Source organism: Phaeobacter sp. BS52 (genome assembly GCF_045040595.1).
In the GTDB taxonomy this organism is placed as follows: Bacteria; Pseudomonadota; Alphaproteobacteria; order Rhodobacterales; family Rhodobacteraceae; genus Phaeobacter; species Phaeobacter piscinae.
In genome coordinates this window covers 1,383,459-1,406,957 of record NZ_CP090662.1, presented here as the reverse complement: position 1 = coordinate 1,406,957, position 23,499 = coordinate 1,383,459, and the positions used below count along the sequence as shown (strand labels likewise).

The 23,499-nt window shown below is 61.2% G+C and carries 13 protein-coding genes, 1 tRNA gene, 1 other RNA gene and 8 pseudogenes; 14 read left to right on the top strand and 9 right to left on the bottom strand.

The window, feature by feature from the left end; all coding sequences use genetic code 11:
- Positions 1-138 precede the first annotated feature (138 nt).
- The 3 genes from L0Z65_RS06825 to fumC are packed head-to-tail and all read right to left on the bottom strand — an operon-like array spanning position 139 to position 1,950.
- Positions 139-357 (bottom strand): ribbon-helix-helix domain-containing protein, encoded by a 219-nt coding sequence (locus L0Z65_RS06825; RefSeq protein ID WP_405111878.1) that lies wholly within the window; start codon positions 355-357, stop codon positions 139-141.
- Positions 350-556: a DUF4169 family protein gene (locus L0Z65_RS06820; RefSeq protein WP_405111875.1), complete on the bottom strand. Its 207-nt coding sequence runs from the start codon at positions 554-556 to the stop codon at positions 350-352. Before L0Z65_RS06820 ends, L0Z65_RS06825 begins: the two co-directional genes overlap by 8 nt.
- Positions 556-1,950, bottom strand: a complete 1,395-nt coding sequence (gene fumC, locus L0Z65_RS06815) for a class II fumarate hydratase (protein WP_405111872.1) — start codon at positions 1,948-1,950, stop codon at positions 556-558. Before fumC ends, L0Z65_RS06820 begins: the two co-directional genes overlap by 1 nt.
- A gap of 214 nt (positions 1,951-2,164) precedes the next feature.
- On the opposite strand from fumC, the gene L0Z65_RS06810 reads away from it, so the two are divergent.
- On the top strand, positions 2,165-2,806 hold the full coding sequence (locus tag L0Z65_RS06810; RefSeq protein ID WP_405111869.1) for a hypothetical protein: 642 nt from the start codon (positions 2,165-2,167) through the stop codon (positions 2,804-2,806).
- 153 nt (positions 2,807-2,959) lie between these two features.
- On the opposite strand, the gene L0Z65_RS06805 is transcribed toward L0Z65_RS06810, so the two are convergent.
- The 5 genes and pseudogenes from L0Z65_RS06805 to L0Z65_RS06785 all read right to left on the bottom strand — a co-directional run bounded on the left by L0Z65_RS06805 (position 2,960) and on the right by L0Z65_RS06785 (position 6,924).
- Complete coding sequence (locus tag L0Z65_RS06805) at positions 2,960-3,436, bottom strand: SspB family protein (protein ID WP_024097465.1); 477 nt, start codon at positions 3,434-3,436, stop codon at positions 2,960-2,962.
- A 135-nt stretch (positions 3,437-3,571) separates the two neighbouring features.
- Positions 3,572-4,873, bottom strand: a pseudogene (gene chrA, locus L0Z65_RS06800) (chromate efflux transporter).
- Between the two features lie 135 nt (positions 4,874-5,008).
- Positions 5,009-5,446, bottom strand: coding sequence for an ester cyclase (locus tag L0Z65_RS06795; protein WP_405111866.1), 438 nt, complete (start codon positions 5,444-5,446; stop codon positions 5,009-5,011).
- 314 nt (positions 5,447-5,760) lie between these two features.
- Positions 5,761-6,113, bottom strand: a transfer-messenger RNA (tmRNA) gene (ssrA, locus tag L0Z65_RS06790).
- Between the two features lie 70 nt (positions 6,114-6,183).
- Positions 6,184-6,924: a FadR/GntR family transcriptional regulator gene (locus L0Z65_RS06785; RefSeq protein ID WP_405111863.1), complete on the bottom strand. Its 741-nt coding sequence runs from the start codon at positions 6,922-6,924 to the stop codon at positions 6,184-6,186.
- Positions 6,925-7,097: 173 nt separating this feature from the next.
- Here L0Z65_RS06785 and acuI point away from each other — a divergent pair.
- Positions 7,098-8,091: pseudogene (gene acuI / locus L0Z65_RS06780) on the top strand (acryloyl-CoA reductase).
- Positions 8,092-8,505: 414 nt separating this feature from the next.
- Positions 8,506-10,144: pseudogene (locus L0Z65_RS06775) on the top strand (BCCT family transporter).
- Positions 10,145-10,264: 120 nt separating this feature from the next.
- Here L0Z65_RS06775 and L0Z65_RS06770 read toward each other — a convergent pair.
- Positions 10,265-10,648: a VOC family protein gene (locus L0Z65_RS06770; protein WP_405111860.1), complete on the bottom strand. Its 384-nt coding sequence runs from the start codon at positions 10,646-10,648 to the stop codon at positions 10,265-10,267.
- A gap of 160 nt (positions 10,649-10,808) precedes the next feature.
- On the opposite strand from L0Z65_RS06770, the pseudogene L0Z65_RS06765 reads away from it, so the two are divergent.
- The 11 genes and pseudogenes from L0Z65_RS06765 (at position 10,809) to xylA (ending at position 23,484) form a co-directional block, all read left to right on the top strand.
- Positions 10,809-12,041, top strand: a pseudogene (locus L0Z65_RS06765) (aminotransferase class V-fold PLP-dependent enzyme).
- 24 nt (positions 12,042-12,065) lie between these two features.
- Positions 12,066-13,506, top strand: a pseudogene (locus L0Z65_RS06760) (cryptochrome/photolyase family protein).
- Between the two features lie 68 nt (positions 13,507-13,574).
- Positions 13,575-14,781 (top strand): annotated as a pseudogene (locus L0Z65_RS06755) (class I SAM-dependent methyltransferase).
- Between the two features lie 15 nt (positions 14,782-14,796).
- Complete coding sequence (locus L0Z65_RS06750) at positions 14,797-15,237, top strand: TrgA family protein (protein WP_040178340.1); 441 nt, start codon at positions 14,797-14,799, stop codon at positions 15,235-15,237.
- Positions 15,238-15,266: 29 nt separating this feature from the next.
- Positions 15,267-16,392 (top strand): annotated as a pseudogene (locus L0Z65_RS06745) (NUDIX domain-containing protein).
- A gap of 96 nt (positions 16,393-16,488) precedes the next feature.
- Positions 16,489-17,523: a cysteine synthase A gene (locus tag L0Z65_RS06740; protein WP_096869803.1), complete on the top strand. Its 1,035-nt coding sequence runs from the start codon at positions 16,489-16,491 to the stop codon at positions 17,521-17,523.
- Positions 17,520-20,009 carry a DUF3772 domain-containing protein gene (locus L0Z65_RS06735; RefSeq protein WP_405111856.1) on the top strand — a complete coding sequence of 830 codons (2,490 nt, stop codon included), beginning with the start codon at positions 17,520-17,522 and terminating at the stop codon, positions 20,007-20,009. Before L0Z65_RS06740 ends, L0Z65_RS06735 begins: the two co-directional genes overlap by 4 nt.
- A pseudogene (locus L0Z65_RS06730) lies at positions 20,006-20,738 on the top strand (alanyl-tRNA editing protein). Before L0Z65_RS06735 ends, L0Z65_RS06730 begins: the two are co-directional and overlap by 4 nt.
- A 92-nt stretch (positions 20,739-20,830) precedes the next feature.
- Positions 20,831-20,920, top strand: a tRNA-Ser gene (locus L0Z65_RS06725).
- A 195-nt stretch (positions 20,921-21,115) separates the two neighbouring features.
- A complete protein-coding gene (locus L0Z65_RS06720) occupies positions 21,116-22,177 on the top strand; it encodes a LacI family DNA-binding transcriptional regulator (protein ID WP_102897074.1) in 1,062 nt (353 codons plus the stop codon).
- Between the two features lie 2 nt (positions 22,178-22,179).
- Positions 22,180-23,484 carry a xylose isomerase gene (gene xylA, locus L0Z65_RS06715; RefSeq protein WP_405111853.1) on the top strand — a complete coding sequence of 435 codons (1,305 nt, stop codon included), beginning with the start codon at positions 22,180-22,182 and terminating at the stop codon, positions 23,482-23,484.
- The last annotated feature ends 15 nt before the right edge of the window (positions 23,485-23,499 follow it).

Here is a 23,499-nt window from a genome sequence, read left to right as displayed (position 1 = left end):
GCAGCCGTTCAATGCCCCGCTTCTGGCGACGCACCACGCCGCCTTTTGCAGTGGCTTGCGACGGGAATAGTTGCAGCAATCGGCCATCAGCGGTGAGAGTGGGCAGGGACCGGCATCTCTCTAAGGTGCCAAACTTGGTTAACGCGACCTTAGATATCGCAGCACATGCAGGCGAATGGCAGAGGCCAAACCGCAGTCCACGCCTCTGGTCTCGTCAATTTCGGCGGCCAGATCATTGATGGCACGCCCGTCTTCAGCCGCAATCTCGCGGAAGGCCTGCCAGAACTCATCCTCCAGCGACACCGAGGTACGGTGACCCCGCAAAGTCAGCGAGTGTTTCCGGGGGCGATTAGTCATCGTCGGTCTTGGGATTGTCGCGTTTTATGCCATCCAGTCGCCGGACGTCTTGCGCGTTACGGGCTTTGTCCAGATCCTTCTCAGCCTTCGTCCGGCCATAGGTCACGGCATTTTGGTCGGCGCGGGCCTTTTTCTCGGCCCGCGCCTTTTCCTTGCGATACCGGTTCAGATTAACCGGGCCTGAACCGGAACCAGCCATCAGTCTTTCGGGCCGATCATCTGCTCGGGGCGGACAACGGCGTCAAACGTCGCCTCATCCACGAAGCCAAGCGCGATCGCCTCTTCCTTCAGCGTGGTGCCGTTCTTATGCGCGGTTTTGGCGACCTTGGTGGCATTGTCGTAACCGATGGTCGGCGCCAGCGCGGTCACCAGCATCAGCGACTCTTTCATCAGCTTGTCGATGCGCGGCTCATTGGCCTCAATACCGTTCAGCATCCGCTCGGTGAAGCTGTCCGCCGCGTCGCCCAAGAGCTGGATGGATTGCAGCAGGTTGTAGGACATCATCGGGTTGTAGACGTTCAGCTCGAAATGACCCTGCGAGCCTGCGAATTTGATCGCCGCGTCATTGCCCATGACGTGGGCCGCGACCTGCGTCAGCGCCTCGGCCTGTGTCGGGTTCACCTTGCCCGGCATGATCGAGGACCCCGGCTCATTTTCCGGCAGGATCAGCTCACCCAGACCGGAACGAGGCCCGGAACCGAGGAAGCGGATGTCGTTGGCGATCTTGTAGCAGCTGCCCGCAATGGTCGCGAGCGCACCGGACAGGAACACCATGGCGTCATGCGCCGCCAGCGCCTCGAATTTATTCGGCGCGGTTACAAAGGGCAGGCCGGTGATTTCCGCCATATTGGCAGCGACTTCCTCGCCCCAGCCTTTTTGGGTGTTGAGGCCAGTGCCCACGGCGGTGCCGCCCTGTGCCAGCTCGTAGATGCCGGGCATCGCCGCCTCGACCCGGGCCAGACCCTGACGGATCTGATGCGCGTAGCCGCCGAATTCCTGGCCCAGCGTCAGCGGGGTGGCGTCCTGCGTATGGGTGCGGCCGATCTTGATGATGTCCTTGAACGCCTCGGCTTTTGCCTCCAGCCCTTCGGCGAGCTTGGTCAGGCCCGGCACCAGCACGTCGCGAACGGACATTGCGGTGGCAATATGCATCGCGGTGGGGAAAGTGTCGTTGGAAGACTGGCCCATGTTGCAGTGATCATTCGGGTGCACCGGATCCTTGGAGCCAATCACGCCGCCGAGGATCTCAATCGCGCGGTTGGCGATCACTTCGTTGGAATTCATGTTGGACTGGGTGCCGGACCCGGTCTGCCAGACCACCAGCGGGAAGTTGTCGTCAAACTTGCCCTCGATCACCTCGCCCGCCGCATCAATGACCGCATCCGCGATCTTGGCGTCCAGCTTGCCCGAGGCCTTGTTGGCCATGGCGCAGGCCTGTTTGATCACCCCCAACGCACGCACGATGGCGACGGGCTGTTTTTCCCAGCCAATTGGGAAGTTCATGATCGACCGCTGGGTCTGGGCGCCCCAGTACTTGTTGGCGGGGACTTCAAGCGGACCGAAGCTGTCGGTTTCGGTGCGGGTATCGGACATAAGTCTCTCTCCGTCTGTGATGACTAAATGTATGCGTCGGTATGCCGTCTACCTCGGGTTGGGCTACGAGGCAATTGCGCAGTTTCGCGCAGCATAGCCATTCCGAACCCAAGGTATAGGGGCCATTGCAGGATGAGTTATTGCACCAGATCAGAAGACCGCTAGATTAAGCGCAGTTACACCCGCGACAGACAACAATCCAAAGGATCTGCCCGTGCTGACATATCAAGCCAAACCGCCACAGCAGGCCGCGACCAAGGGCAGGCATCGGCGCCCTGCGCGGGGCAGAACGCTGTCTCTGGCGCGGTTACAGTGGCAGATCCAGGCGGGGTTTCTGGCGCTGTTGATGATCATCGTGTTGGCGGGGCAGGCGATTGCGGCCGATGTGCGCCCGTTCTTCGGGCGCTATCAGGGCTCGCTAGAGGTGCCCAACCCCGATGGCAGCAAGGAACAGCGCGATGCGACGGTTCGGATTGGTCCCCTCGCCAACAGTGATGACGGGTTTTATGTTCAATGGACCACGACCTCGCTGAAGAAGGACGGTCGCCGCAAAACCAAATCCTACAATGTAGAATTCCAGCCAACCGAACGGGCTGATATCTTTGCCGCCGCGATGAAGCGCAATGTTTTCGGGCATACTGTGCAGCTCGACCCGATGAAGGGGGAGCCCTACGTCTGGGGCCGGATTATTGGGGACACGCTGACGGTGTTTTCGATGTTTATCGGCCCCAATGGCGACTACGAAATGCAGCAGTATGATCGCACATTGGCGGAGGGCGGACTGGATCTTGTTTATTCCTCGCATCGCAACGGTTTCCCGCGCAAGGAATTGAAAACCTTTCTTGAGCGCCGTTAATGCCCTGCTCTGAAGCCTGTAAATATATTTATTAACAGCGTATTAAGGGGCAAACCTCATCTTGCCATCACCCCAGATGTGAAAAATGCGCCGCATGGGTTATGCAGCGCATCTGCCTAAGTGGGCACCGGCCCAGCTAGGCCGGAAATTCTGTTACTTGCGGAAACTGTCGAGCGAGACGACGTCAGCGGGCTTCTTGTCCGCCGGATCTTCCTCCACCTCAATCTCAATATCATCGTCGAGTTCGGCGACCATTTCCTCAACCTCGTCGTCATCCTCCGGGGATTCAAAGCGCAGGCCAAACTCCACAGACGGATCCACGAAGGTCTTGATCGCGTCGTAAGGAATATAAAGCGGCTCCGGTGCGTCGCCGAAATTCAGCGTGATGGCAAACCCGTCCTCGCCGACATCCAGATTGTCGAACCAGTGCTGCATGACCACGGTCATCTCGCCGGGGTAGCGGTCCGACAGCCAATCCGCCAGTTCCGCATCCGGGTGTGAGGTGTCAAAGGTGATAAAGAAATGGTGGTTGCCGGGCAGCCCGTGCTCCGCCACCCCATCCAGAACCGAGCGGATCAGGCCACGCATGGCCGAATGCATCAGATTTCCATAGTCAATTTCGCGGGACATTCCGATACCCTTAAGTCTCTTTGCGTTCAGAATACGGATTTCTGCCGGAAACTAAAGAGCCGCTCGTTAGGGATTCGTAAATAATTTCTGACACTAGCGGGATCACGCGTGGCATTTACGCTGCGATTGCGCGGCTCAGATGATCTGCGCCATCGCGATACCAAGCCCGGCCATGACGGGCAAAATCAAGGCCAGTCGGCCGCCGCATGCCAGCGCCACAACCGGCGCTGCCAGCACCAGCAGAGCGGCAGAGACATCAAGGCTGGCCATCACCGGCAGCATCAACGAAATCGCGGGCAGCTCCAACGTGACAGTCTCACGAAACAGCACATGCAGCAAAAACCAGACCGACAGGTTCAGGATAACCCCCACCACAACGGCTGTAATCGCTCGCAGTGCGGCGCCCAGCCGGGGATGGCTGGCAATCCGCTCCACATGAGGGGCAGCGAGAAAGATCCAGAGAAAACAGGGCATAAACGTCGCCCAAAGCGCCACCAACCCAGCCGCCAGCGCCATCCACATGCCAGAGGCCAGCGCGCTAAGCCAGCATCGCCACAAATTGCGTCACCAGGATCAGCGGTCCCGGTGTTGTCTCCGCCAGCCCCAGTGCATCAATCATCTGACCTGTTTCGATCCACTGGTACTGCGCGACCACGGTCTGCGACATATAAGCCAGCACCGCATAGGCGCCGCCAAAGGTGACCACGGCCAGCTTGGCAAAAAACCATCCAATATCTGCAAGTAGCTGTGGGCCAAACAGGCTCAGCGCGCCGAGGGGCAGCAGCCACAAACCACCCCAGAGCAACAGCGTCACCCAGACAGGCCCCGCGGTCGCGGGTGTCAGCGCCTGAGGCTCAGCCTTCGCCGAAACCCCACGCAAACTGCCGAGAAACGCAGCGGTCAGCAGGACCAGCGGAAACGGCAGATCAAAGAGAAACAACGCGAGGAAGCCAAACGCGGCCAGTGCCAGATCCGTCCGCCCATGCAACGCCTTCTTACCCAGCCGCTGGAGGGCCTGCAAAACGATGGCAACAACTGCGGCTTTGATGCCGAGAAATCCCTCCTGAACAATTGGTTGCGTGCCAAAGTTCACGTATAGATAAACCAGTGCGGCAATCACCAATGCCCCCGGCAGCACAAACAGCAGCCCAGCCAGAACACCACCAAGGCCGCCGCGCAACCGCCAGCTAAGCATAGGTGGCCAACTGCATCGCCTCAGGGCCCGGCAGCATCATGCAAAACGACAGCGCGCGCAGAAATCCGGCCTCACTCAGCCAGGGGCGGTCCTCGACCAGTTCCTTATGCATCAGCGCAATCTGAGCTGCTTAGCCCACCAAAGGACATCAGCCCGATACGGCCAAAAACCCGGATCAGATCGGCCATAGCGATCGCATCGCTGCTTGATGAGGTTTTGGGATCTGCTGATATCTCGGTCATAGGCGCCCCACTGACTGGTCGATGACCTTCTATCATTCCCCGCGCGCAGCGCCAGTGGGTGGCGATACAGCCGCAACGGAAACCCGCAGCAACTATAGATATATTATAGGGCAGCGCCCAGATGGGGCGCGCCCCTCAGGTTTCATCAGCCCAGATGAGCCGCTCGCCCGTCATGCAGATCGGCAGGCAATCCGGCGGCAGCTGGCCCAGCTGTTCGAACATCGTCATATAGTCGAAATTCGACAGAAACTCGCGGATCTGGCCATCCTGCATCCGCACAATCAACTGACCGAAATAATCCAGGGGTTCATCGGCGCGGCCATAGCCCTGCACCCGGATCCGTATCGCAGCATAGTCATCATCATCCAGCGCATGGGTCAGAGTGAGGTCAAGATCATGGAAGATATTGTGCAGCGTGCCAACAACCTCCCGGTAGTCTGCAGCAATGGCGACGGCGCCATGCAAGGGGCCGTTGACCTCCAGATTGGGATGAAACATCGGCTCAACCAGATCCAGATTTTGACCAACCCAGACATCATGAAACCACTGAAAGAGCCGTTCGCTGTTTTTCATATATCCCCGAATGTCTGCAGGCAGAGGTCGACTTGACGTAGCAATCGTTGGTCTTGAACGGGCCGGTCTGGCGCGCGCGGTGTAGTGGGCTCCGCCTGCTGTTGGCTGAGTAGGTCCAAAGGGTCAGGCAGGTTTCTGCGATCAGACTGGACCACAATTCTGAACAAAGTTTGAACGCCTGGTCCAGCCCTATGGCCATCCTGCAGTTGGTGATGAGTGAAGACCATTCTCACCGTCAGATCAAGTCTTCCTGCCAGATCAACAAGCTGCCTGACCATCGCACGGTCACAGGCATCGGAGTATGGGGGGAGGAAAGTGCAGGTTTCTGTTGCCAGGTACCTGCGAACCCCGCCTTACACGGCTAGGCATAAGGACTTAAGTTTCGGCGACATTAACAGCTTACGCTGCTACTGCCATTGCCGGAGCACGATTGTCATTTGCAATTGTACAAGTTTCGCCGATAACGGTGGCAGACAGCCGAGACAAAGCTAACCCCTTTAGACGTTCGTCGATCCTGTTTCGACCCCATGATCCCCAAATGAAGGATGTTTTGGTGGAGTCGCCGGGTACCGCCCCCGGGTCCGATCCGCTTATTACGAGCGCGTTTATGTCCATAGTTCCGAAGAACAAATCTTATATAGGCAGGTTTTTGTCGGATGCAAAGGGGGCGGTATCAAAATCCTGCAAGGTTTCTGATCGGGTCTGCGACGGCAAGGCTGAACCCTGACGAGGCTGCGTCAGCTTGAGGCGGGACGCTGCGCGCGCGCCGCAAAAACCAGTGCCGCCAGCTTGCAGGTCTCCGCTTCCAGCGCGCTCAGATGGGTGGTGGCCGCGTCGCCATCCCCAGCCTCGATGGCTTCGACAATCTGGCTGTGCAACGCAGTGATCGCGGCGCGGTCCCGCGCGCAGAAGGTGATCATATTCATCAGCGGCTGCATCGCCTCCACAGCGCCAGCCAGCTGATAGGACAACACCGGATTGCCCGCCGCATCCACCAGCGCCCGGTGAAAGGTCACATCAGACGCACAAAACGCCTCATCCGAGAGACCGGGTTGGCTCTGCCGGAAAATCTCCGCGCGCATGGTGGCAAGGTGATCCGCCGTGCGCCGGGTGGCCGCCAGCGGCGCACAGGCGCGCTCCAGCGCGTAGCGGGCCTCGCAGGCGGTGTCGAAACTGACGGCATTCATGCTCAGCAGCAGCGTCGACGTGGTGATCTGCTGCGCATAAGCCTCCTCAAAACTCAGCCGATTGACAAAGGCGCCGCCGGTGGCCCCACGTTGGGTTCGGATCAGCGATTGTGCGGCCAGCCGCTTCAGCGCTTCGCGCACGGTGGGGCGCGAGACCTGAAATTGCTCTGCCATCTCCGCCTCCGAGGGCAGCCGCTGGTCGACAATCAGCGCCCCTGTGATGATCGCATCACGAATGGCTTCGGCGATCTGGGCGGACAGATCCGCTGTACTGCGAGGGGTCAATTTCATGCTCTGGCGCCGCCTGTCGGGAGAAATCATTTGTCAGACATTTAAAAGTCTGACATTTGATTGGCAAGAGCTGAGTCGCCGTCGCGGAGGAGGAAGAGGCCCGTCGGCATGATCGCTCAGCCAACGCACCCAGACGTGCCGGTGCGCCAATGAATGTCAGAGGAGGACAGATCATGTTCAAAGCTTTGGTCGTGAACAAGGACGAAGACAGCGGCAAAACATCAGCCGCCGTTGAAACGCTCAGCCTGGATCAGCTGCCCGACGCAGAGGTGACGGTGGCGGTGGACTACTCCACAGTGAACTACAAGGACGGGTTGTGCATCGGTCCGGGCGGCGGGCTGGTACGCAAATACCCCCATGTGCCGGGCATTGATTTTGCAGGCACGGTCGAGGCCTCCGACGATGACCGCTACAAGCCCGGCGACAAGGTGGTGCTGACCGGCTGGCGCGTCGGTGAGGCCCATTGGGGCGGCTATTCGCAAAAGGCCCGCGTGCGCGCCGATTGGCTGGTGCCGCTGCCAGAGGGGATCGACACGCGGCAGGCGATGGCGGTGGGCACCGCAGGCTTTACCGCGATGCTGTCGGTGATGGCGCTGGAGGATCACGGGCTGACACCGGACCGTGGTCCGGTGCTGGTCACCGGGGCCGCGGGCGGTGTTGGCTCTGTGGCCACCGCGATCCTTGCCAACCTTGGTTATGATGTCGCCGCAGTGACCGGCCGCCCCGAGACGGCAGAATACCTGACCGCCCTTGGTGCCACGCAAATTGTGCCGCGCGAAGAGCTGAACGAAACCGTCAAACGCCCGTTGGAGAGCGAAAACTGGGCAGGCTGCATTGATGCCGTCGGCGGCGCAATGCTGGCGCGTGTTCTGGGCCAGATGAAATATGGCGGTTCGGTTGCGGCGGTCGGGCTGGCTGGCGGGGCAGGGCTGCTTAGCCACCGTGATCCCGTTCCTGTTGCGCGGTGTGAATCTGCTGGGCATCGACAGCGTGATGCAGCCTTATGACAACAGGCTGCGGGCCTGGCAGCGGGTCGCCACCGACCTGCCGATGGAGAAGCTGGAGGCGATGGTTCAACCCGCCACCCTGTCGGACCTGCCAAAGCTTGGTGCCGATATTCTGCAAGGGCAGGTGAAAGGGCGCGTGGTCGTCGATGTGAACGGCTGACGCAGGCAGGCGTCACCCGCACAAATTCCGGCCCACACTCAGGCCCAGACTCAGGCCGACACCCGACCCGGAATTTGCCCAACACTCTGGCAAGAAGGTACAGAAGCGCGCAGTACGGCTGCGCGTTTTTTCACATCGGTCGACCAGCCCATCCTGATGGTGCGCGCGTAGGGCGCATAAGGCGCGACAATCACGCGGTTTTCTGCTACACTCGACCTCTGCACCCGACCGCGCCGCCGCTGCGTGCCAGCGCGCGACCCTCTCCTCTGGCATAGGCTCTGACCGGTCAGGCAGAGCGAACCGCGCGCGCATCGTCTGAGCGTTCCTGCGATTTTTTCACGATCGGCAGGAACCCGCGCAGCCGATGGGCGGTTGAGACACTGGACGTTCACATAAGACAAAGCAGGGACACCCATGACAGATGAAACGGCCAATCAGGGCATACCCGCCCCCGACGGTGAGGCCGCCGTCATCGACACCGAATATGAAATTGGACAGGACAATTTAGAGGGATCGGTGGGGCCGATCGGATTTGACATCCACAACCCCGTGTTCATGGTCTCCGGCATCAGCATCATGCTGTTTGTCTTCTACGCGCTGGTCCTCCCCGATCAGGCCGCCGCTTTCTTCGGCTGGCTGCGCCCGGCGGTGACCAGCTCCTTTGATTGGTTTTTCCTCAGCGCGGGCAATATCTTCGTGCTGTTTTGTTTTTTCCTCATCGTCTCGCCTTGGGGCAAAGTACGTTTGGGCGGCGCGGATGCGGCACCCGATTACACCTATACCGGCTGGTTCGCGATGTTGTTCGCCGCTCGGCATGGGCATTGGCCTGATGTTCTATGGTGTCAGTGAGCCGATGAGCCATTATTCCACCTCCTTTGGCGGGGTGAGCATGGGCGAGAACGGCGCCCGCACCGATTGGGCCCCCTTGGGTGGGGCCGCAGGGGACAGCGCGGAATCTGTGCGTCTGGGCATGGCGGCAACGATCTATCACTGGGGCCTGCACCCCTGGGCGATCTACGCCATTGTTGCCCTGTCGCTGGCGCTCTTTTCCTTCAACAAGGGGCTGCCGCTGACCATCCGCTCGGCCTTCTACCCGATTTTCGGCGAACGGGTCTGGGGCTGGACGGGCCATGTAATCGATATCCTTGCGGTCTTTGCCACGCTCTTTGGTCTTGCAACCTCCCTTGGCTTTGGTGCGACACAGGCCAACGCGGGGCTGAACGAACTCTTTGGCGTGCCGGTTGGTTCCACCACCGAAGTGATCCTGATTTCCGCAATCACCGCCGTGGCGCTGGTGTCGGTGGTGCGTGGCCTTGATGGCGGCGTGAAGGTGCTGAGCGAGCTGAACATGGGGCTGGCCTTCCTGCTGCTGATCTTCGTGCTTCTGGTTGGGCCAACCCTGCTGATCATCACCGGTTTCTTCGACAGTCTGATGGCCTATGTGCAGTATCTGCCTGCCCTCTCGATGCCCTTCGGGCGCGAGGATACCAATTACAGCCAGGGCTGGACCGCCTTTTACTGGGCGTGGTGGATCAGCTGGTCGCCTTTTGTCGGCATGTTCATCGCCCGCGTCAGCCGGGGCCGCACCGTGCGGGAATTCATCATCTGCGTGCTGCTGATCCCCAGCCTGGTCTGTGTCTTGTGGATGAGCGTTTTTGGCGGCACCGCAATCCATCAGGTGGTGGCGGATGGCTATACCGGTGCGCAGGATGCGGCGCTTGAACTGAAGCTGTTCAAGATGTTGGATCAGCTGCCGCTGGCGTCCATCACCTCCTTTGTCGGGATCCTGCTGGTGATTGTGTTTTTTGTCACCTCCTCGGATTCCGGCTCGCTGGTGATCGACACGATCACCGCGGGGGGCAAGGTTGATGCGCCGATGCCGCAGCGGGTGTTCTGGTGCGTGTTCGAAGGCGCCGTTGCGATTGTGCTGCTGCTGGGCGGCGGTCTGGTCGCGCTGCAGGCGATGGTGATCTCAACGGGCCTGCCGTTCACGGTTGTGCTGCTCCTGATGTGCTGGGCAATCCTGCGCGGATTGCAAAGCGAGCCGCGCTGACAGGCATGGCTGTCCGGTCTGACGTTCCGATCTGACCCATTTGCCACACACATCTGACAGAAAACGCCCCGGGGATCCTCCGGGGCGTTTTACACTGTCTGGACGGCGGTTTTTACCCGCTTAGCCCGTGGCTTCAAAAAAGCCGACGGAGTTACCATCCGGATCTTTGGCGTAGAAGAAATGCCCGCGCGGCAGCGGGATCGCCTCCGACACCACCTGTCCTCCGGCATCCGTCACCCGTGTCATCACATCGGCCAGCGCGCCCTCGGCCGCCAGATGCAGGGTGGGACCGATCCCATCGGGGGCAGGGGTGCCGGGGTAGATGCTCAGCGCGACACCGGTGGCTGGGTCTTTCGGGCGAAACAGCAGCATCGGGTTTGGCCCATCGGTGACCAGCTCCAGCTCAGCCCCTGTCACATGCTGATAAAATCGGGTCGCGGCGTCCATATCGGTCGCGGGGATCTCGCCCCAGACCAGAAAATCCTTCGGAGTATATGCCATCATCTGCGTCCTTTCCTGCTGATGTGGCCCTTTGCTACCCGCCGCTGTTGCCAGAAAATGTCATCAGCGCAGCGGCGGCCGCTGCGGGCAGGCATCACCATCGGCGCTTGACCTCATGCACCATCATCGGCACTCCTTTCGGAGACAGACATAAGGAGAGACCATGGCCCTCGATATCGATTTCGTCCGCAGCCAATTTCCGGCATTTGCAGCAGCGAATTTGCAAGGTCAGGCGTTTTTTGAAAATGCTGCAGCGGCTCCTATACCTGCCAGCCGGTGATCAACCGGCTCACCCGGTTTTACACTGAACGCAAGGTGCAGCCTTATGCGCCCTATGAGGCCTCGACGCTGGCAGGCGCTGAGATGGATGAGGCGCGGCACCGTCTGGCGGGTATTCTCGGGGTGGATCGTGATGAGCTGAGCTTTGGCCCCTCCACCACCCAGAACACCTATGTGCTGGCGCAGGCCTTTCGTGACTTTCTGTCCCCGGGGGAGGCGATCATCGTCACCAATCAGGACCATGAGGCCAACAGTGGCCCGTGGCGCCGTCTGGCTGATGCGGGAATTGAGGTGCGCGAATGGCAGATCGACCCGCAGACCGGCCACCTGGATCCGGGCGATCTGGAAAACCTGCTGGATGAAAAGGTCCGTCTGGTGTGTTTTCCCCATTGCTCCAACGTGGTCGGGGAGTTGAACCCGGTCACCGAAATCACCGCACTGGCCCATGCGGCGGGGGCCTTTGTCTGTGTCGATGGCGTCTCTTATGCGCCCCATGGTCTGCCAAATGTTGGCGAGCTGGGGCCGGATATCTATCTGTTTTCTGCCTATAAAACCTACGGGCCTCATCAGGGGCTGATGGTGATCCGCCGCGCCCTTGGGGAGCTGCTGCCCAATCAGGGCCATTTCTTCAATGGTGATACGCTTTACAAACGCTTCACCCCGGCGGGGCCGGATCATGCGCAGGTCGCGGCCTGCGCCGAGCATGGCCGATTATATTGCAACCCTTGCCCATCACCACGGCGGCCCGCTGACCGAAGGCGCCGCGCAGGGCGCCTTTGTCCACGATCTGATGCGCGCCCATGAGGTGGAGCTGCTGCAACCGCTGCTGGACATGGTGAAGGACCGCAATGACCTGCGCCTGATTGGTCCGTCTGATGCCGCCACCCGCGCGCCTACCGTGGCGCTGGCGCTCGACCGCCCGGCAGAGGCCGTGGCGGCAGAACTGGCAGAGCACGGCATCATGGCGGGGGGAGGCGATTTCTACGCCCTGCGCGCGCTCAATGCTATGGGCGTGTCGACCAGCGATGGGGTGCTGCGGCTCAGTTTTACGCACTACACCTCGAAAAAGGAGATGACACAGCTGATGGAGGCCCTAGATCGCGTCTTGAGCAAGTGACGAGATCCAAAGGACAGGCCCTTCATGACCGACGAGAAACCGAGCTACGCCCCGATCATCTGGTGGGTGCGGCGCGACCTGCGTCTTGCCGATAACCCGGCGCTGGCGGCGGCTGTCGCTGCGGATGTTCCGGTTATCCCTGTCTTTATCTTTGATACGCTGGATGAGGATCTGGGCGCCGCGCCAAGGTTCCGGTTGGGGCTGGGGCTGGCGCATCTGGCCAAGGAGCTGGAGCGGCGCGGCGCGCGGCTGATCCTGCGCCGCGGGCCAGCACAGGAGGTGATGACGCAGCTGATCACGGACACCGGTGCGGGCGCAGTTCACTGGACCCGCACCTATGACCCGCAGGCCATCGCCCGCGACACCGACATCAAGGATCAGCTGAAGGGGCAGGGAATTGCGGCGAAATCCTTTGGCGGCCATCTGCTGTTTGAGCCCTGGAGGGTCGAGACCAAGACCGGCGGCATGTACCGGGTCTACTCGCCCTATTGGAAGGCGGTGCGCGACCGCGATGTTGACGGGCTGATCGCCGCCCCCTCACGGATCCCGGCACCGACGCATTGGCTTAGCCTCAGATGATCTGGACAGCTGGCAGATGGCTGCCGCGATGCGCCGGGGCGCAGATGTGGTGGCGCAATACTGCCGCGTCGGCGAAGATGCAGCGCAGGAGCGGCTGGCAGAGTTCCTCGACAGCCGCGTCGCCGACTACAAACAGGACCGCGATTTTCCCGCCATGGATGCCACCTCGGGCCTGTCTGAGAACCTCGCTTGGGGGGAGATCAGCCCGCGCCGCATGTGGCATCACGGGCTGGAGGCGCGCCGGGCTAGCAAATCCGGCGCTGAGCATTTCCTCAAGGAAATCGTCTGGCGCGAATTTGCCTATCACCTGATGTTCCACACCCCCCATATTCTGACCCGCAACTGGCGTCCGGAATGGGAGCATTTCAACTGGTCGGAGCGTGACGATGACAAGGTCGACGCCTGGCGGCGCGGCCAGACAGGATATAATTTCGTCGATGCCGCCATGCGCGAACTCTATGTGACCGGCAAGATGCACAACCGCGCCCGGATGATTGTGGCCAGCTTTCTGACCAAACATATGCTCACCCATTGGCGCATTGGCCAGCAGTGGTTTGAGGAGTGCCTCGTGGACTGGGATCCGGCCTCCAACGCCATGGGCTGGCAATGGGTGGCAGGCTCCGGCCCCGATGCCTCGCCGTTCTTTCGGATTTTCAACCCCGATGGCCAGCTGGAGAAATTCGACGCCAAGGGGCGCTACCAATCCGCCTGGATCGCCGAAGGTCAGGCCGATCCGCCGCAGACCGCGCTGGATTTCTACCGCGCCAGCCCCTTGTCCTGGCAGCTGTCGCCAAAGGACAAACGCGCCGACCCGTTCCTTGATCTGAAGGAGGGCCGCGCCCGCGCGTTGGAGGTCTACGGCCAGCGGGAACTGCCTGACGACTGACAGATCCCTTGCCAGAAGCGCCTGATTTGGCCTAGCCTTTTGGGCGGGCACGTCTTGGGGAGGACAGAATGGCGCTCACAACGACCGACGGACAGGCCAATCTGCCGCGCTACTTCGCAGCGATTTTTGACCAGCTGCACGCGCTGGAGGTAGGGCAGCTGGACATCCACCTGCCGGACGGGCGGGTGTTTCGCGTCAGTGGCCAACGGCCCGGCCCGGTGGCCGATCTGCGCATCCACAATCCGGACTGCTTTGCCCGGCTGATCCGCGAGGGCGATCTGGGATTTTCCGATGCCTATCTGGACGGCTGGTGGAGCACATCGGATCTGCAGGCCTTCATGGATCTGATCCATCTCGGGTCTGAAACCGTTTACGACGGCTTTCCGGGGCGCGGGCTGATCCGCGCCTATGAACAGTTCCGATTCTGGCTGCAGCGCAATCACCGCGCCCAGGCCAAGGCGAATATCTCCTACCACTATGACCTTGGTAACGCCTTCTACGGGCTGTGGTTGGACGACACGATGACCTATTCCAGTGCCCTGTTCAAAACCGGACAGGAAAGTCTGGAGACCGCGCAAACCGCAAAATACGCCTCCATGGTGGATCAGATGGGGGTGAAGCCCGGCGACCATGTGCTGGAGGTTGGCTGCGGCTGGGGCGGCTTTGCCGAATATGCCGCCCGCGAACGGGGCTTGCGTGTCACTGGCCTCACCATCAGCGAAGAGCAGTTGAAATACGCCCGTGAGCGCATTGAAAAGGCAGGGCTTTCCGGTCAGGTCGAACTCAGGATGCAGGATTACCGCGACTGCAAAGGCACCTTCGATGGCATTGCCTCTATCGAGATGTTCGAGGCGGTGGGCGAAAAATACTGGCTTAGCCTATTTCCAGATGATCCACGACCGGTTGCGCCCCGGCGGGCAGGCGACCTTGCAGATCATCACCGTCGCGGACCGGCGCTGGACCGTCTATAAACGCGGCGTCGATTTCATTCAGAAGCATATTTTTCCCGGCGGCATGCTGCCCGCACCAAAGATCCTGCGCCAGCAGGTGGAACTTGCCGGGCTTCAGGTCATGAAATCGCTCGAATTCGGTGATAGCTACGATCAGACGTTGCGGCGCTGGCACGCCACATTCAACAACCGCTGGGACGAGATTGCTGCCATGGGATTTGATGATCGCTTCAGGAAAATGTGGAATTTCTACCTCACCTCCTGCGCGGCCGCGTTCAAGGCTGAGACCTGCGACGTCACCCAGATCACGCTTGCCCACCGCTGACCGAAAGCCCCGATCATGCCCACCGCCGCCCGATTGATTGCCGCCCTCAGCATGGCTCTTGTCGCCATCGCTGTCTCCTTCCTGATCATGCCGCTGATGCCAGAGGGCACGGATTTTGGCTATTTCGTGCCCTTCAATGCCGCGCTTGGCGTGCTGATTGGTTGGGTCTGGGTGGGTCGCCATGTGGGGCGCGGGGTGGTCAATGCCATCAACAACGGGCTGACCGGTGCCGCGCTTCTGGTGCTGTGGGGGCTGTTCTTTCAGGGCGCGTGGGAGATGTTCCGCCTCGCCATGCGCAATCGCTACGACGGCCCGTTTGAGGCGCTTTCGGCAATTTTTGTCATCGGATTGGATTTCTTTTTTGTGATGGCGGTGCCACATGTGTTGCTGGCGCTGGTGATTGGCGGCATCTTCTCTGGCCTGGTGACCGAGAACGCCGCAAGACGCTGGCGCTGAAACAACATATTTCCAATAGGATACAGACTGTGGTTGATCTTTTTGTCTATGGCACCCTGCGCCATCTGCCGCTGCTTGAACTGGTGCTGGGGCGGTCCGGTGCCGCGCTGGATGCCGTGTCGGCGCATCTGCCGGACCACGGCGCCTTTGCGGTGGTGGATCAGCCCTTTCCCGCGATTGAGGCCCGCGCCGGACACCGCGCCCCGGGGCTCTTGCTGCGGGGTCTCACGCAGGACGATATCGACGCGCTGAATTTCTACGAAGGCGGGTTCGACTATACGCTGCGCCGCGTCACGGTGGAGCTGGACGCAGGCGGCAGCGCCCCGGCGGATGTCTATTTCCCCGATCCGGGCCTCTGGCAGACCGGCGCACCCTGGGATCTGGCCGCATGGCAGGCCGACTGGGGCGCCTTGTCCTTGCGCGCGGCAGAGGAGGTCATGGCCTACCGTGGCTAAGCTCACCCCGGCTGAGGTTGCAGCCCGCTTTCGCCCGATCCGTATTCGCGCTGCCGCGTGGTTGGCGGCGCAGAACCGGCCCGAGGATCCCGCTCACGATCTGACCCGCGATGTCGTCGTGCATGAGCATAAGCGCGCTTATGTGAATTTCTTCGCCATGGAAGAGATGGATCTGCAATTCCGCCGCTACGACGGCAGCCTCAGCCCGGTGGTGAACCGGGGCGCGGCGCTGGTGGGGCAGGCGGCGGTGGTGCTGCCTTATGATCCGCGCCGCGATGCGGTGCTGTTGATCGAACAGTTTCGCGCGGCCACCTATATCGCGGGCAACCGCCGCCCGTGGATGTGGGAACCGGTGGCGGGGCTGATCGATCCCGGCGAGACGCCCGAACAGGCGGCCCACCGCGAGGCGATGGAGGAGGCCAGCCTGACCATCGACCAGCTGGAAACCGTGACACGGGTCTATCCGTCCAGCGGCGCGTCGGGCGAGTTTCTGCATATCTTCGTCGGCGTTTGCGATTTTGACAATATCGCAGGCGGCGGCGGGCTGGAGAGCGAGAATGAGGATATCCGCAGCCAGATCATCCCCTATGATGACCTGATGCGCGGTGTTGATGATCACAGCTATCAGGACATGCCACTGGTCACCGCCGCACTCTGGCTGTCACGTCATCGTGACCGGCTGCGCCACGGCGAACCCTGACAAGGCGGCGGGCAACCTAGCATGTGATCTGCATCTCGGCTTGTGGTTGTCCAATGCCTTGGCTACACCTCAACGGGAATGATCGAAAGGGATACCATGCGCATTGCACATGACTTGGCCGACGCGATCGGCCACACGCCTCTGATCCGCCTGAACCGCGTCAGCGATGAAACCGGATGTGAGATTCTGGGGAAGGCCGAGTTCATGAACCCCGGCCAGTCGGTCAAGGACCGCGCGGCACTTTATATCATCAAGGATGCGATTGCCCGCGGGGATCTGAAACCGGGCGGCACCATCGTCGAAGGCACCGCCGGGAACACCGGGATCGGTCTGGCGCTGGTTGGCGCCTCGATGGGGTTCAAAACGGTGATCGTCATCCCCGAAACCCAGTCCGAAGAAAAAAAGGACATGTTGCGGCTGGCTGGCGCTCAGCTGGTGCAGGTGCCCGCAGCGCCCTATCGCAACCCCAACAACTTCGTGCGGTATTCGGAACGTCTGGCCAAGGAACTGGCCAAGACCGAACCCAATGGCGCAATCTGGGCCAATCAGTTCGACAATGTCGCCAACCGTCAGGCCCATGTTGAGACAACCGCACCGGAGATCTGGGACCAGACCGGGGGCAAGGTTGATGGCTTTGTCTGCGCCGTTGGCTCCGGCGGTACATTGGCCGGTGTCGCCGATGCGCTGCAGCCCAAGGGCGTGAAGATCGGTCTCGCGGACCCGATGGGCGCCGCGCTCTACTCCTATTACACCACCGGTGAGATCGCGACCGAAGGCGGCTCAATTGCCGAAGGCATCGGTCAGGTCCGCATCACCAAGAACCTCGAAGGGTTCAAACCCGATTTCTGCTACCAGATCGAAGACCGCGACGCGCTGCCGTATGTCTTTGACCTCTTGCATGATGAGGGGCTGGTTCTGGGCGGGTCGTCGGCGATCAATATCGCTGGCGCCGTGCGTATGGCCAAGGACATGGGGCCGGGCAAAACCATTGTCACCGTGCTGTGTGACTATGGCACCCGTTATCAGTCGAAGCTGTTCAATCCCGACTTCCTGCGCGAAAAAGACCTGCCGGTTCCCGATTGGATGACCCACACCCCGGCCTCTATCCCCGGCGTGTTTGAGGACGTATGATCCCCGTCATGCGTGGTATTGTGAAATGTCTGGCCGGGCTGGTTCTGCTGATCAGCCTGGCCTTTCCCGCTCTGGCCCAGCTCGATGCGCGTGCCAAATCCTACTATGAGGACTGGCTGCGCACCGCCAACCGGGCCGAGACCGTCATCGACGCCAGCCGTGCGTCCAATCTCGCGCTGGAACAGCTGCGCAGCGAACTGGCGGATTTCCGGCAGTCTTTCCAGATCAAGCGCGGTGAAAATGGCGAACGTATTCAAACCCTTCAGGGCCAGCTCGATGCGCTCGGCGCCGCCCCCGGTGAGGGCGAGGAAGAGCCCGAAGACATCGCCCAGCTTCGGGCGGCGCTGACCCAGCAGCTCAATCAGCTCAAGGTTCCGCGTATCGTCGCGGAGGAAGCCTACAGCCGCGCCGATGGTCTCATCAACGAGATCGACAAGATCGTCCGCGAGCGTCTGACCAAACGGCTGTTTGAACGCGGCACCTCACCGCTCAATCCCGAACACTGGCCCGGCGCGCTGCGGGATCTGGTCCACGCCAGCCGCGCAGTGGGCAATGAAACCCTGTCGCAGCTGCGCAATGACACCACCAGCGAACGCATCAGCGGTGATCTGGTCGGGCTGATTGCCGTGTTGCTCATTGGTCTGCTGCTCATCACGCGGGGCCGGTCGTGGGCCCACCGGGCTGGCGATTATCTGCGCCGCTACGGCGCGCGCGGGACCGGGGTCTGGACCTTCGTGGTCTCGCTTCTGCAGGTCCTGCTGCCACTCATCGGAGTGATCTTTCTGGCGGCAGCGGTTGATCTTTCAGGCATCCTAGGTGTGCGCGGCAGTATCATTCTGGATTCTGTCCCGGCCTGGGCGTTTCTCATTCTCTCCTTTCACTGGCTGGGGGAGCAGCTCTATGCCAACCAGATCGAAAACGATCTGCTGCCTGTGCAGGAGGGTAATCACGCCGAGACCCGCTTTCTGATCGACATGATGGCGGTCATTCTGGTGCTTCAGGACGCCTTCGCCACGATTGAGCGGATCCAGAACATTCCCGAAAGCAGCGCCGCCGTCTACGCCTTCCCGCTGATCACCTGCGCGGCATTGATCCTGCTGCGCCTGCACCGGATCGGGGCCAAACAGCGTCAGGCACAAAGCGACGAAGACGGCGAAGAAGGCGCGATTGCCGCCGGTGCGAACAAGATTATCGCGGTGGTGCGGCGCAGCATTTATCTGCTTGGTTTCGCGGGGCCTGTGCTGGCGGCCATCGGCTATCTCAATGCCGCTGAGGCGGTGATCTACCCGTCGATGCTGACGCTGGCGGTGCTGGCCGGGCTGTTTGTGCTCCACCGCTTTCTCGGCGATCTCTACGGATTTGTCAGCGGCAAGGGCACAGCGGCGCGCGACTCGCTCTTTACCGCGCTGATCGGTTTTGCGCTGGCGCTTCTGGCGCTGCCGTTGCTGGCGCTGATCTGGGGCGCGCGGGTGGCGGATCTGACCGAGCTTTGGTCGAACTTCCTCGAAGGTTTCCAGATCGGGGACACCCGGATTTCACCCACGGCGTTCCTCACCTTCGTGACGATCTTTGCCGTTGGCTACGGTCTGACCCGGCTGGTGCAGGGTAGCCTGCGCAATGCGCTGCTGCCGAAAACCCGCATTGATATCGGCGGTCAGAACGCCATCGCCTCTGGGATGGGCTATGTCGGGATCTTCCTGGCGGCTCTGGTGGCGATCTCGATGGCGGGGCTTGATCTGTCCTCCCTCGCCATTGTGGCTGGTGCGCTGTCTGTGGGTATCGGTTTTGGCCTGCAAACCATCGTGTCGAACTTTGTCTCGGGCATCATCCTGCTGGTCGAACGCCCGGTTTCCAAAGGTGACTGGATCGAGGTCGGTGGCCTGATGGGCTATGTGCGCGACATCTCGGTGCGCTCCACCCGGATTGAAACCTTCGACCGCACTGATGTGATCGTACCGAACTCGGACCTGATCACCGGCACCGTCACCAACTACACCCGCGGCAACACCGTGGGCCGGGTGATTGTGCCCGTTGGCGTAAGCTACGGCACCGATCCGCGCAAGGTGGAGGCCATCCTGATGGAGGTCGCCAAGACCCATCCGATGGTGCTGATGAACCCGGCGCCCTCGGTGGTGTTCCAGGGCTTTGGCGCCGACAGTCTCGACTTTGAGATCCGCGCCATTCTGCGGGATGTGAACTGGGTGCTGTCGGTGAAATCCGACATGAACTACGACATCGCCCGCCGTTTTGAAGAGGCCGGGATCGAGATCCCCTTCGCCCAGCGCGATATCTGGATCCGCAATCCCGATGCGCTTGCCACCGCCGCAACCGAGGCCGCGCAGGGTATCGCGCCCCCTGAGGCATCGGTGGCCGCCTCAAATCCACCCCCATCCCCGACCAGGACACGCCCGGATCGTCCTGATCTTGACGATCTGTCCAGCGGCGACGACGGGGAAGGCAGCGAAGACGGAGACGCCGATCGATGACCGAACAATTGTTCCTGACCGACGCCTATACGCAAGAGGCCCCGGCACACGTAACCGAACACACAACAGAAGGCGGGCTGGTTCTGAACCAGTCCGTCTTCTACGCGACTGGGGGCGGGCAACCGGGCGACACTGGCCGCCTCAGCTGGTCCGATGGGGCAGGGGAACACGACCTGCCCATTATCAACACGGTAAAGGGGGAGGCGGGCCGCAGTGTCCTGATCCCCGCCGAGGGGCAGCCTCTGCCAGCTGTCGGCCAGGAGGTGGTGCAGACCCTCGATTGGGACCGCCGCTTTGGCCATATGCGCGTCCACACGGCGCTGCATCTTCTGTCGGTGGTGATCCCGCTGCCGGTCTCCGGTGGCTCCATCGGCGCCGAGAAGGGCCGAGCTTGATTTCAACATGCCGGAGGCGCCTGAGGACAAGCAGGCGCTGGAGGACGCGCTCAACACGCTGATCGCCCGCGATCTGACGGTCAGTGAGCGCTGGATCACTGAGGATGAGCTGGATGCAAACCCCGATTTGGTGAAAACCATGTCGGTGGCGCCGCCGCGTGGCACTGGCCGTATCCGTCTGGTGCGGATTGGCAGCGCTGACGAGCAGATTGACCTGCAACCCTGCGGTGGCACCCATGTGCGCAGCACCGCCGAGATTGGTCCTATCCGCCTTGGAAAGGTTGAAAAAAAGGGAAAACAGAACCGCCGCGTCTACCTGCATCTGGGGGGCTGAGCGGGGCGCGAAAATAAGTTTGGGCAAGAGTGAATTTTTTGCTGTTTTCGCTCTTGCAATTGCCCCCGCGATCCGTCAAAAGTCCGCCCAACGGAGAGGTGGCCGAGTGGTCGAAGGCGCACGCCTGGAAAGTGTGTAGGCGGGAGACCGTCTCCAGGGTTCGAATCCCTGTCTCTCCGCCATAACATCTAGACCAAGATGATTTTGTGACAGCCGCCACCGCATGTGGTGGCTTTTTGCGTTTTTACCGTCGATCTGCGATCCGTCTTGCCACCCGTCACATCAGGGTGGACGTTACCTGCGTGACAAAATGATAGACGTCTATCAGAAAATGATGTACGTCTATCAAAAATCACGAACGCAGAGGCGCCGCAAGGATGGGAAAGCCCACATTACATGATGTCGCGGCTGCGGCGGGGGTCAGCTATGCGACGGCGGACCGGGTGCTGAACAACCGGGGCGGCGTGGCCAAGAAATCGCAGGACCGGGTCCGCGCAGCGATTGCTGATCTGGGCTACCAGCGTGACATCACCGCCGCCAATCTGTCGCGCCGCCGTCAGTACCGCTTTGCGGTGTTGCTGCCTGCGGCGCGGGAGGGGTTCTTTGCCGCGCTCCACGCTGATCTGGAGCAGGAGGTGGCCGCCCGCTCTCAGGCCCGCCAGCAGATCACCATAACCCGCGTGCCGCCCTTCGACGCCGCAGCGCTGACCCGCGCGATAGAAGGCTGCGCTGAAGAGGGCTACGATGGTGTCTGCCTCGTCGCGGTTGAGGATCCGGGCGTTGAAGCCGCGCTGACCCGGCTGCGGGCGCAGGGAATGGCCGTGGTGACATTGGTTGCCGACAGCGCGCCGCAGACCCGCGATACCTATATTGGCATTGATAACCGCAGGGCCGGGCGCACCGCTGGTGATCTGATGCGGCTGGCCCATCGCGGTGGTGCAGCCCCTCAGGGTCAGATCCTACCCATCACCGGCAGTCTCAACGCCCGCGATCACGCCGACCGCTATGCGGGCTTTTGTGATGTGGTGGCCGCAGATCTGCGCATCCTGCCGCCACTGGAAACCGGCGATGATCCGGAGATCCTCGAACAGGCCTTGCGCCACGCGCTGCGTGCCAACCCCGATATCACCGGCATTTACAATCTGGGGGCGGGTATTCCGGGTCTGATTTCGGCGCTTGCGACGACACAGCCGGGCGACAAGCCGGTGGTGATCAGCCACGAACTCTGCGCGGCCACCCGCGATGCGGTGGCGCAGGGCATCATTGATGCGGTGATTGATCAGAAACCGGCGCAGGAAATCACCGCCGCCCTGGCCGCGCTTGTCGCCCTCAGTGACGGCCAGTCGGTTGATCCATTGGCGGGGCAAATCACCCCGGCCGTTCATTTCAAACACAACATGCCCCCGCAGTCTGCGGTCGGGCCAGAAGAGGGGGCCTGACCATGGCTGGCTATTTCGACGACATCGCGGCAATCACCTACAACCCGGAAAGCGACGGACTGGCCTATCGCCACTACAATCCCGATGAAATGATCATGGGCAAGCGGATGGAGGACCACCTGCGCTTTGCCGTTTGCTACTGGCACAACTTTGTGTGGGAGGGGAACGACCCCTTCGGCGGCCAGACGTTTCAGCGCCCGTGGTTTCCCGCCGACACCATGGATCTGGCGCGTATGAAGGCGGATGCGGCCTTTGACATGTTCCGCATTCTTGGCGTGCCGTATTACTGTTTCCATGACCACGATATTCGGCCAGAGGGCGACAGCCTCGCTGAAAGCCACAAACGCCTCAACACCATGGGCGATTTGCTGGAACAGAAAATGGCAGACGGTGGTCCGAAACTTCTGTGGGGGACCGCCAATATGTTCTCCAACCGCCGCTATATGTCGGGCGCCAGCACCAACCCGGATCCGGATGTCTTTGCCTATTGCGCCTCCACCGTGCGCGCCTGCATGGATCTGACCCATCGTCTGGGTGGTGAGAACTATGTCCTCTGGGGCGGGCGCGAGGGGTATGAAACCCTGCTCAACACCGATCTCACGCGTGAGCTGGAGCAGATGGGCCGCTTCCTGTCGATGGTGGTGGAGTACAAACACAAGATCGGCTTCAAAGGCGCGATCCTGATCGAACCCAAACCGCAGGAGCCGACCAAGCACCAATATGACTACGACGTCGCCACCGTTTATGGCTTCCTCAAACGCTTTGGGCTTGAGGAGGAGGTGAAGGTCAATATCGAACAGGGCCATGCGATCCTGGCTGGGCACAGCTTTGAACATGAGATCGCCATGGCCAACGCGCTGGGGATCTTCGGCTCCATCGACATGAACCGCAACGACTATCAGTCTGGCTGGGACACCGACCAGTTCCCCAACAATGTGCCGGAGGTGGCGTTGGCCTATTACGAAATCCTGCGCGGTGGCGGGCTGACGACTGGTGGTACCAATTTCGACGCCAAACTGCGCCGTCAGTCACTGGATGCCGAGGATCTGATCGCCGCCCATGTGGGCGCGATGGATGTCTGTGCGCGCGGCCTGCGCGCCGCCGCCGCCATGCTGGAAAGCGACAGTCTCGAGGCCAAGCGCCGGGATCGTTATGCCGGTTGGAACAGCCCCGAGGCGCAGGCCTATCTGGCCGAGGGCGCGACGCTGGACGCCATCGCCGATCAGGCTGAGGCCAAGGCGCTCAATCCGCAGCCGGTCTCTGGCCGACAGGAACAGCTGGAGGCGCTGGTCAACCGCTTCGTCTGAGGGGGCAGAACCACG

Bases quoted from the DNA above. Each gene is read 5' to 3' on its own strand.
- L0Z65_RS06825 (WP_405111878.1), bottom strand. From the start codon at position 357: ATGACTAATCGCCCCCGGAAACACTCGCTGACTTTGCGGGGTCACCGT.
- L0Z65_RS06820 (WP_405111875.1), bottom strand. From the start codon at position 556: ATGGCTGGTTCCGGTTCAGGCCCGGTTAATCTGAACCGGTATCGCAAG.
- fumC (WP_405111872.1), bottom strand. From the start codon at position 1,950: ATGTCCGATACCCGCACCGAAACCGACAGCTTCGGTCCGCTTGAAGTC.
- L0Z65_RS06805 (WP_024097465.1), bottom strand. From the start codon at position 3,436: ATGTCCCGCGAAATTGACTATGGAAATCTGATGCATTCGGCCATGCGT.
- L0Z65_RS06795 (WP_405111866.1), bottom strand. From the start codon at position 5,446: ATGAAAAACAGCGAACGGCTCTTTCAGTGGTTTCATGATGTCTGGGTT.
- L0Z65_RS06785 (WP_405111863.1), bottom strand. From the start codon at position 6,924: ATGAAATTGACCCCTCGCAGTACAGCGGATCTGTCCGCCCAGATCGCC.
- L0Z65_RS06770 (WP_405111860.1), bottom strand. From the start codon at position 10,648: ATGATGGCATATACTCCGAAGGATTTTCTGGTCTGGGGCGAGATCCCC.
- L0Z65_RS06750 (WP_040178340.1), top strand. From the start codon at position 14,797: ATGCCCACCGCCGCCCGATTGATTGCCGCCCTCAGCATGGCTCTTGTC.
- L0Z65_RS06740 (WP_096869803.1), top strand. From the start codon at position 16,489: ATGCGCATTGCACATGACTTGGCCGACGCGATCGGCCACACGCCTCTG.
- L0Z65_RS06735 (WP_405111856.1), top strand. From the start codon at position 17,520: ATGATCCCCGTCATGCGTGGTATTGTGAAATGTCTGGCCGGGCTGGTT.
- L0Z65_RS06720 (WP_102897074.1), top strand. From the start codon at position 21,116: ATGGGAAAGCCCACATTACATGATGTCGCGGCTGCGGCGGGGGTCAGC.
- xylA (WP_405111853.1), top strand. From the start codon at position 22,180: ATGGCTGGCTATTTCGACGACATCGCGGCAATCACCTACAACCCGGAA.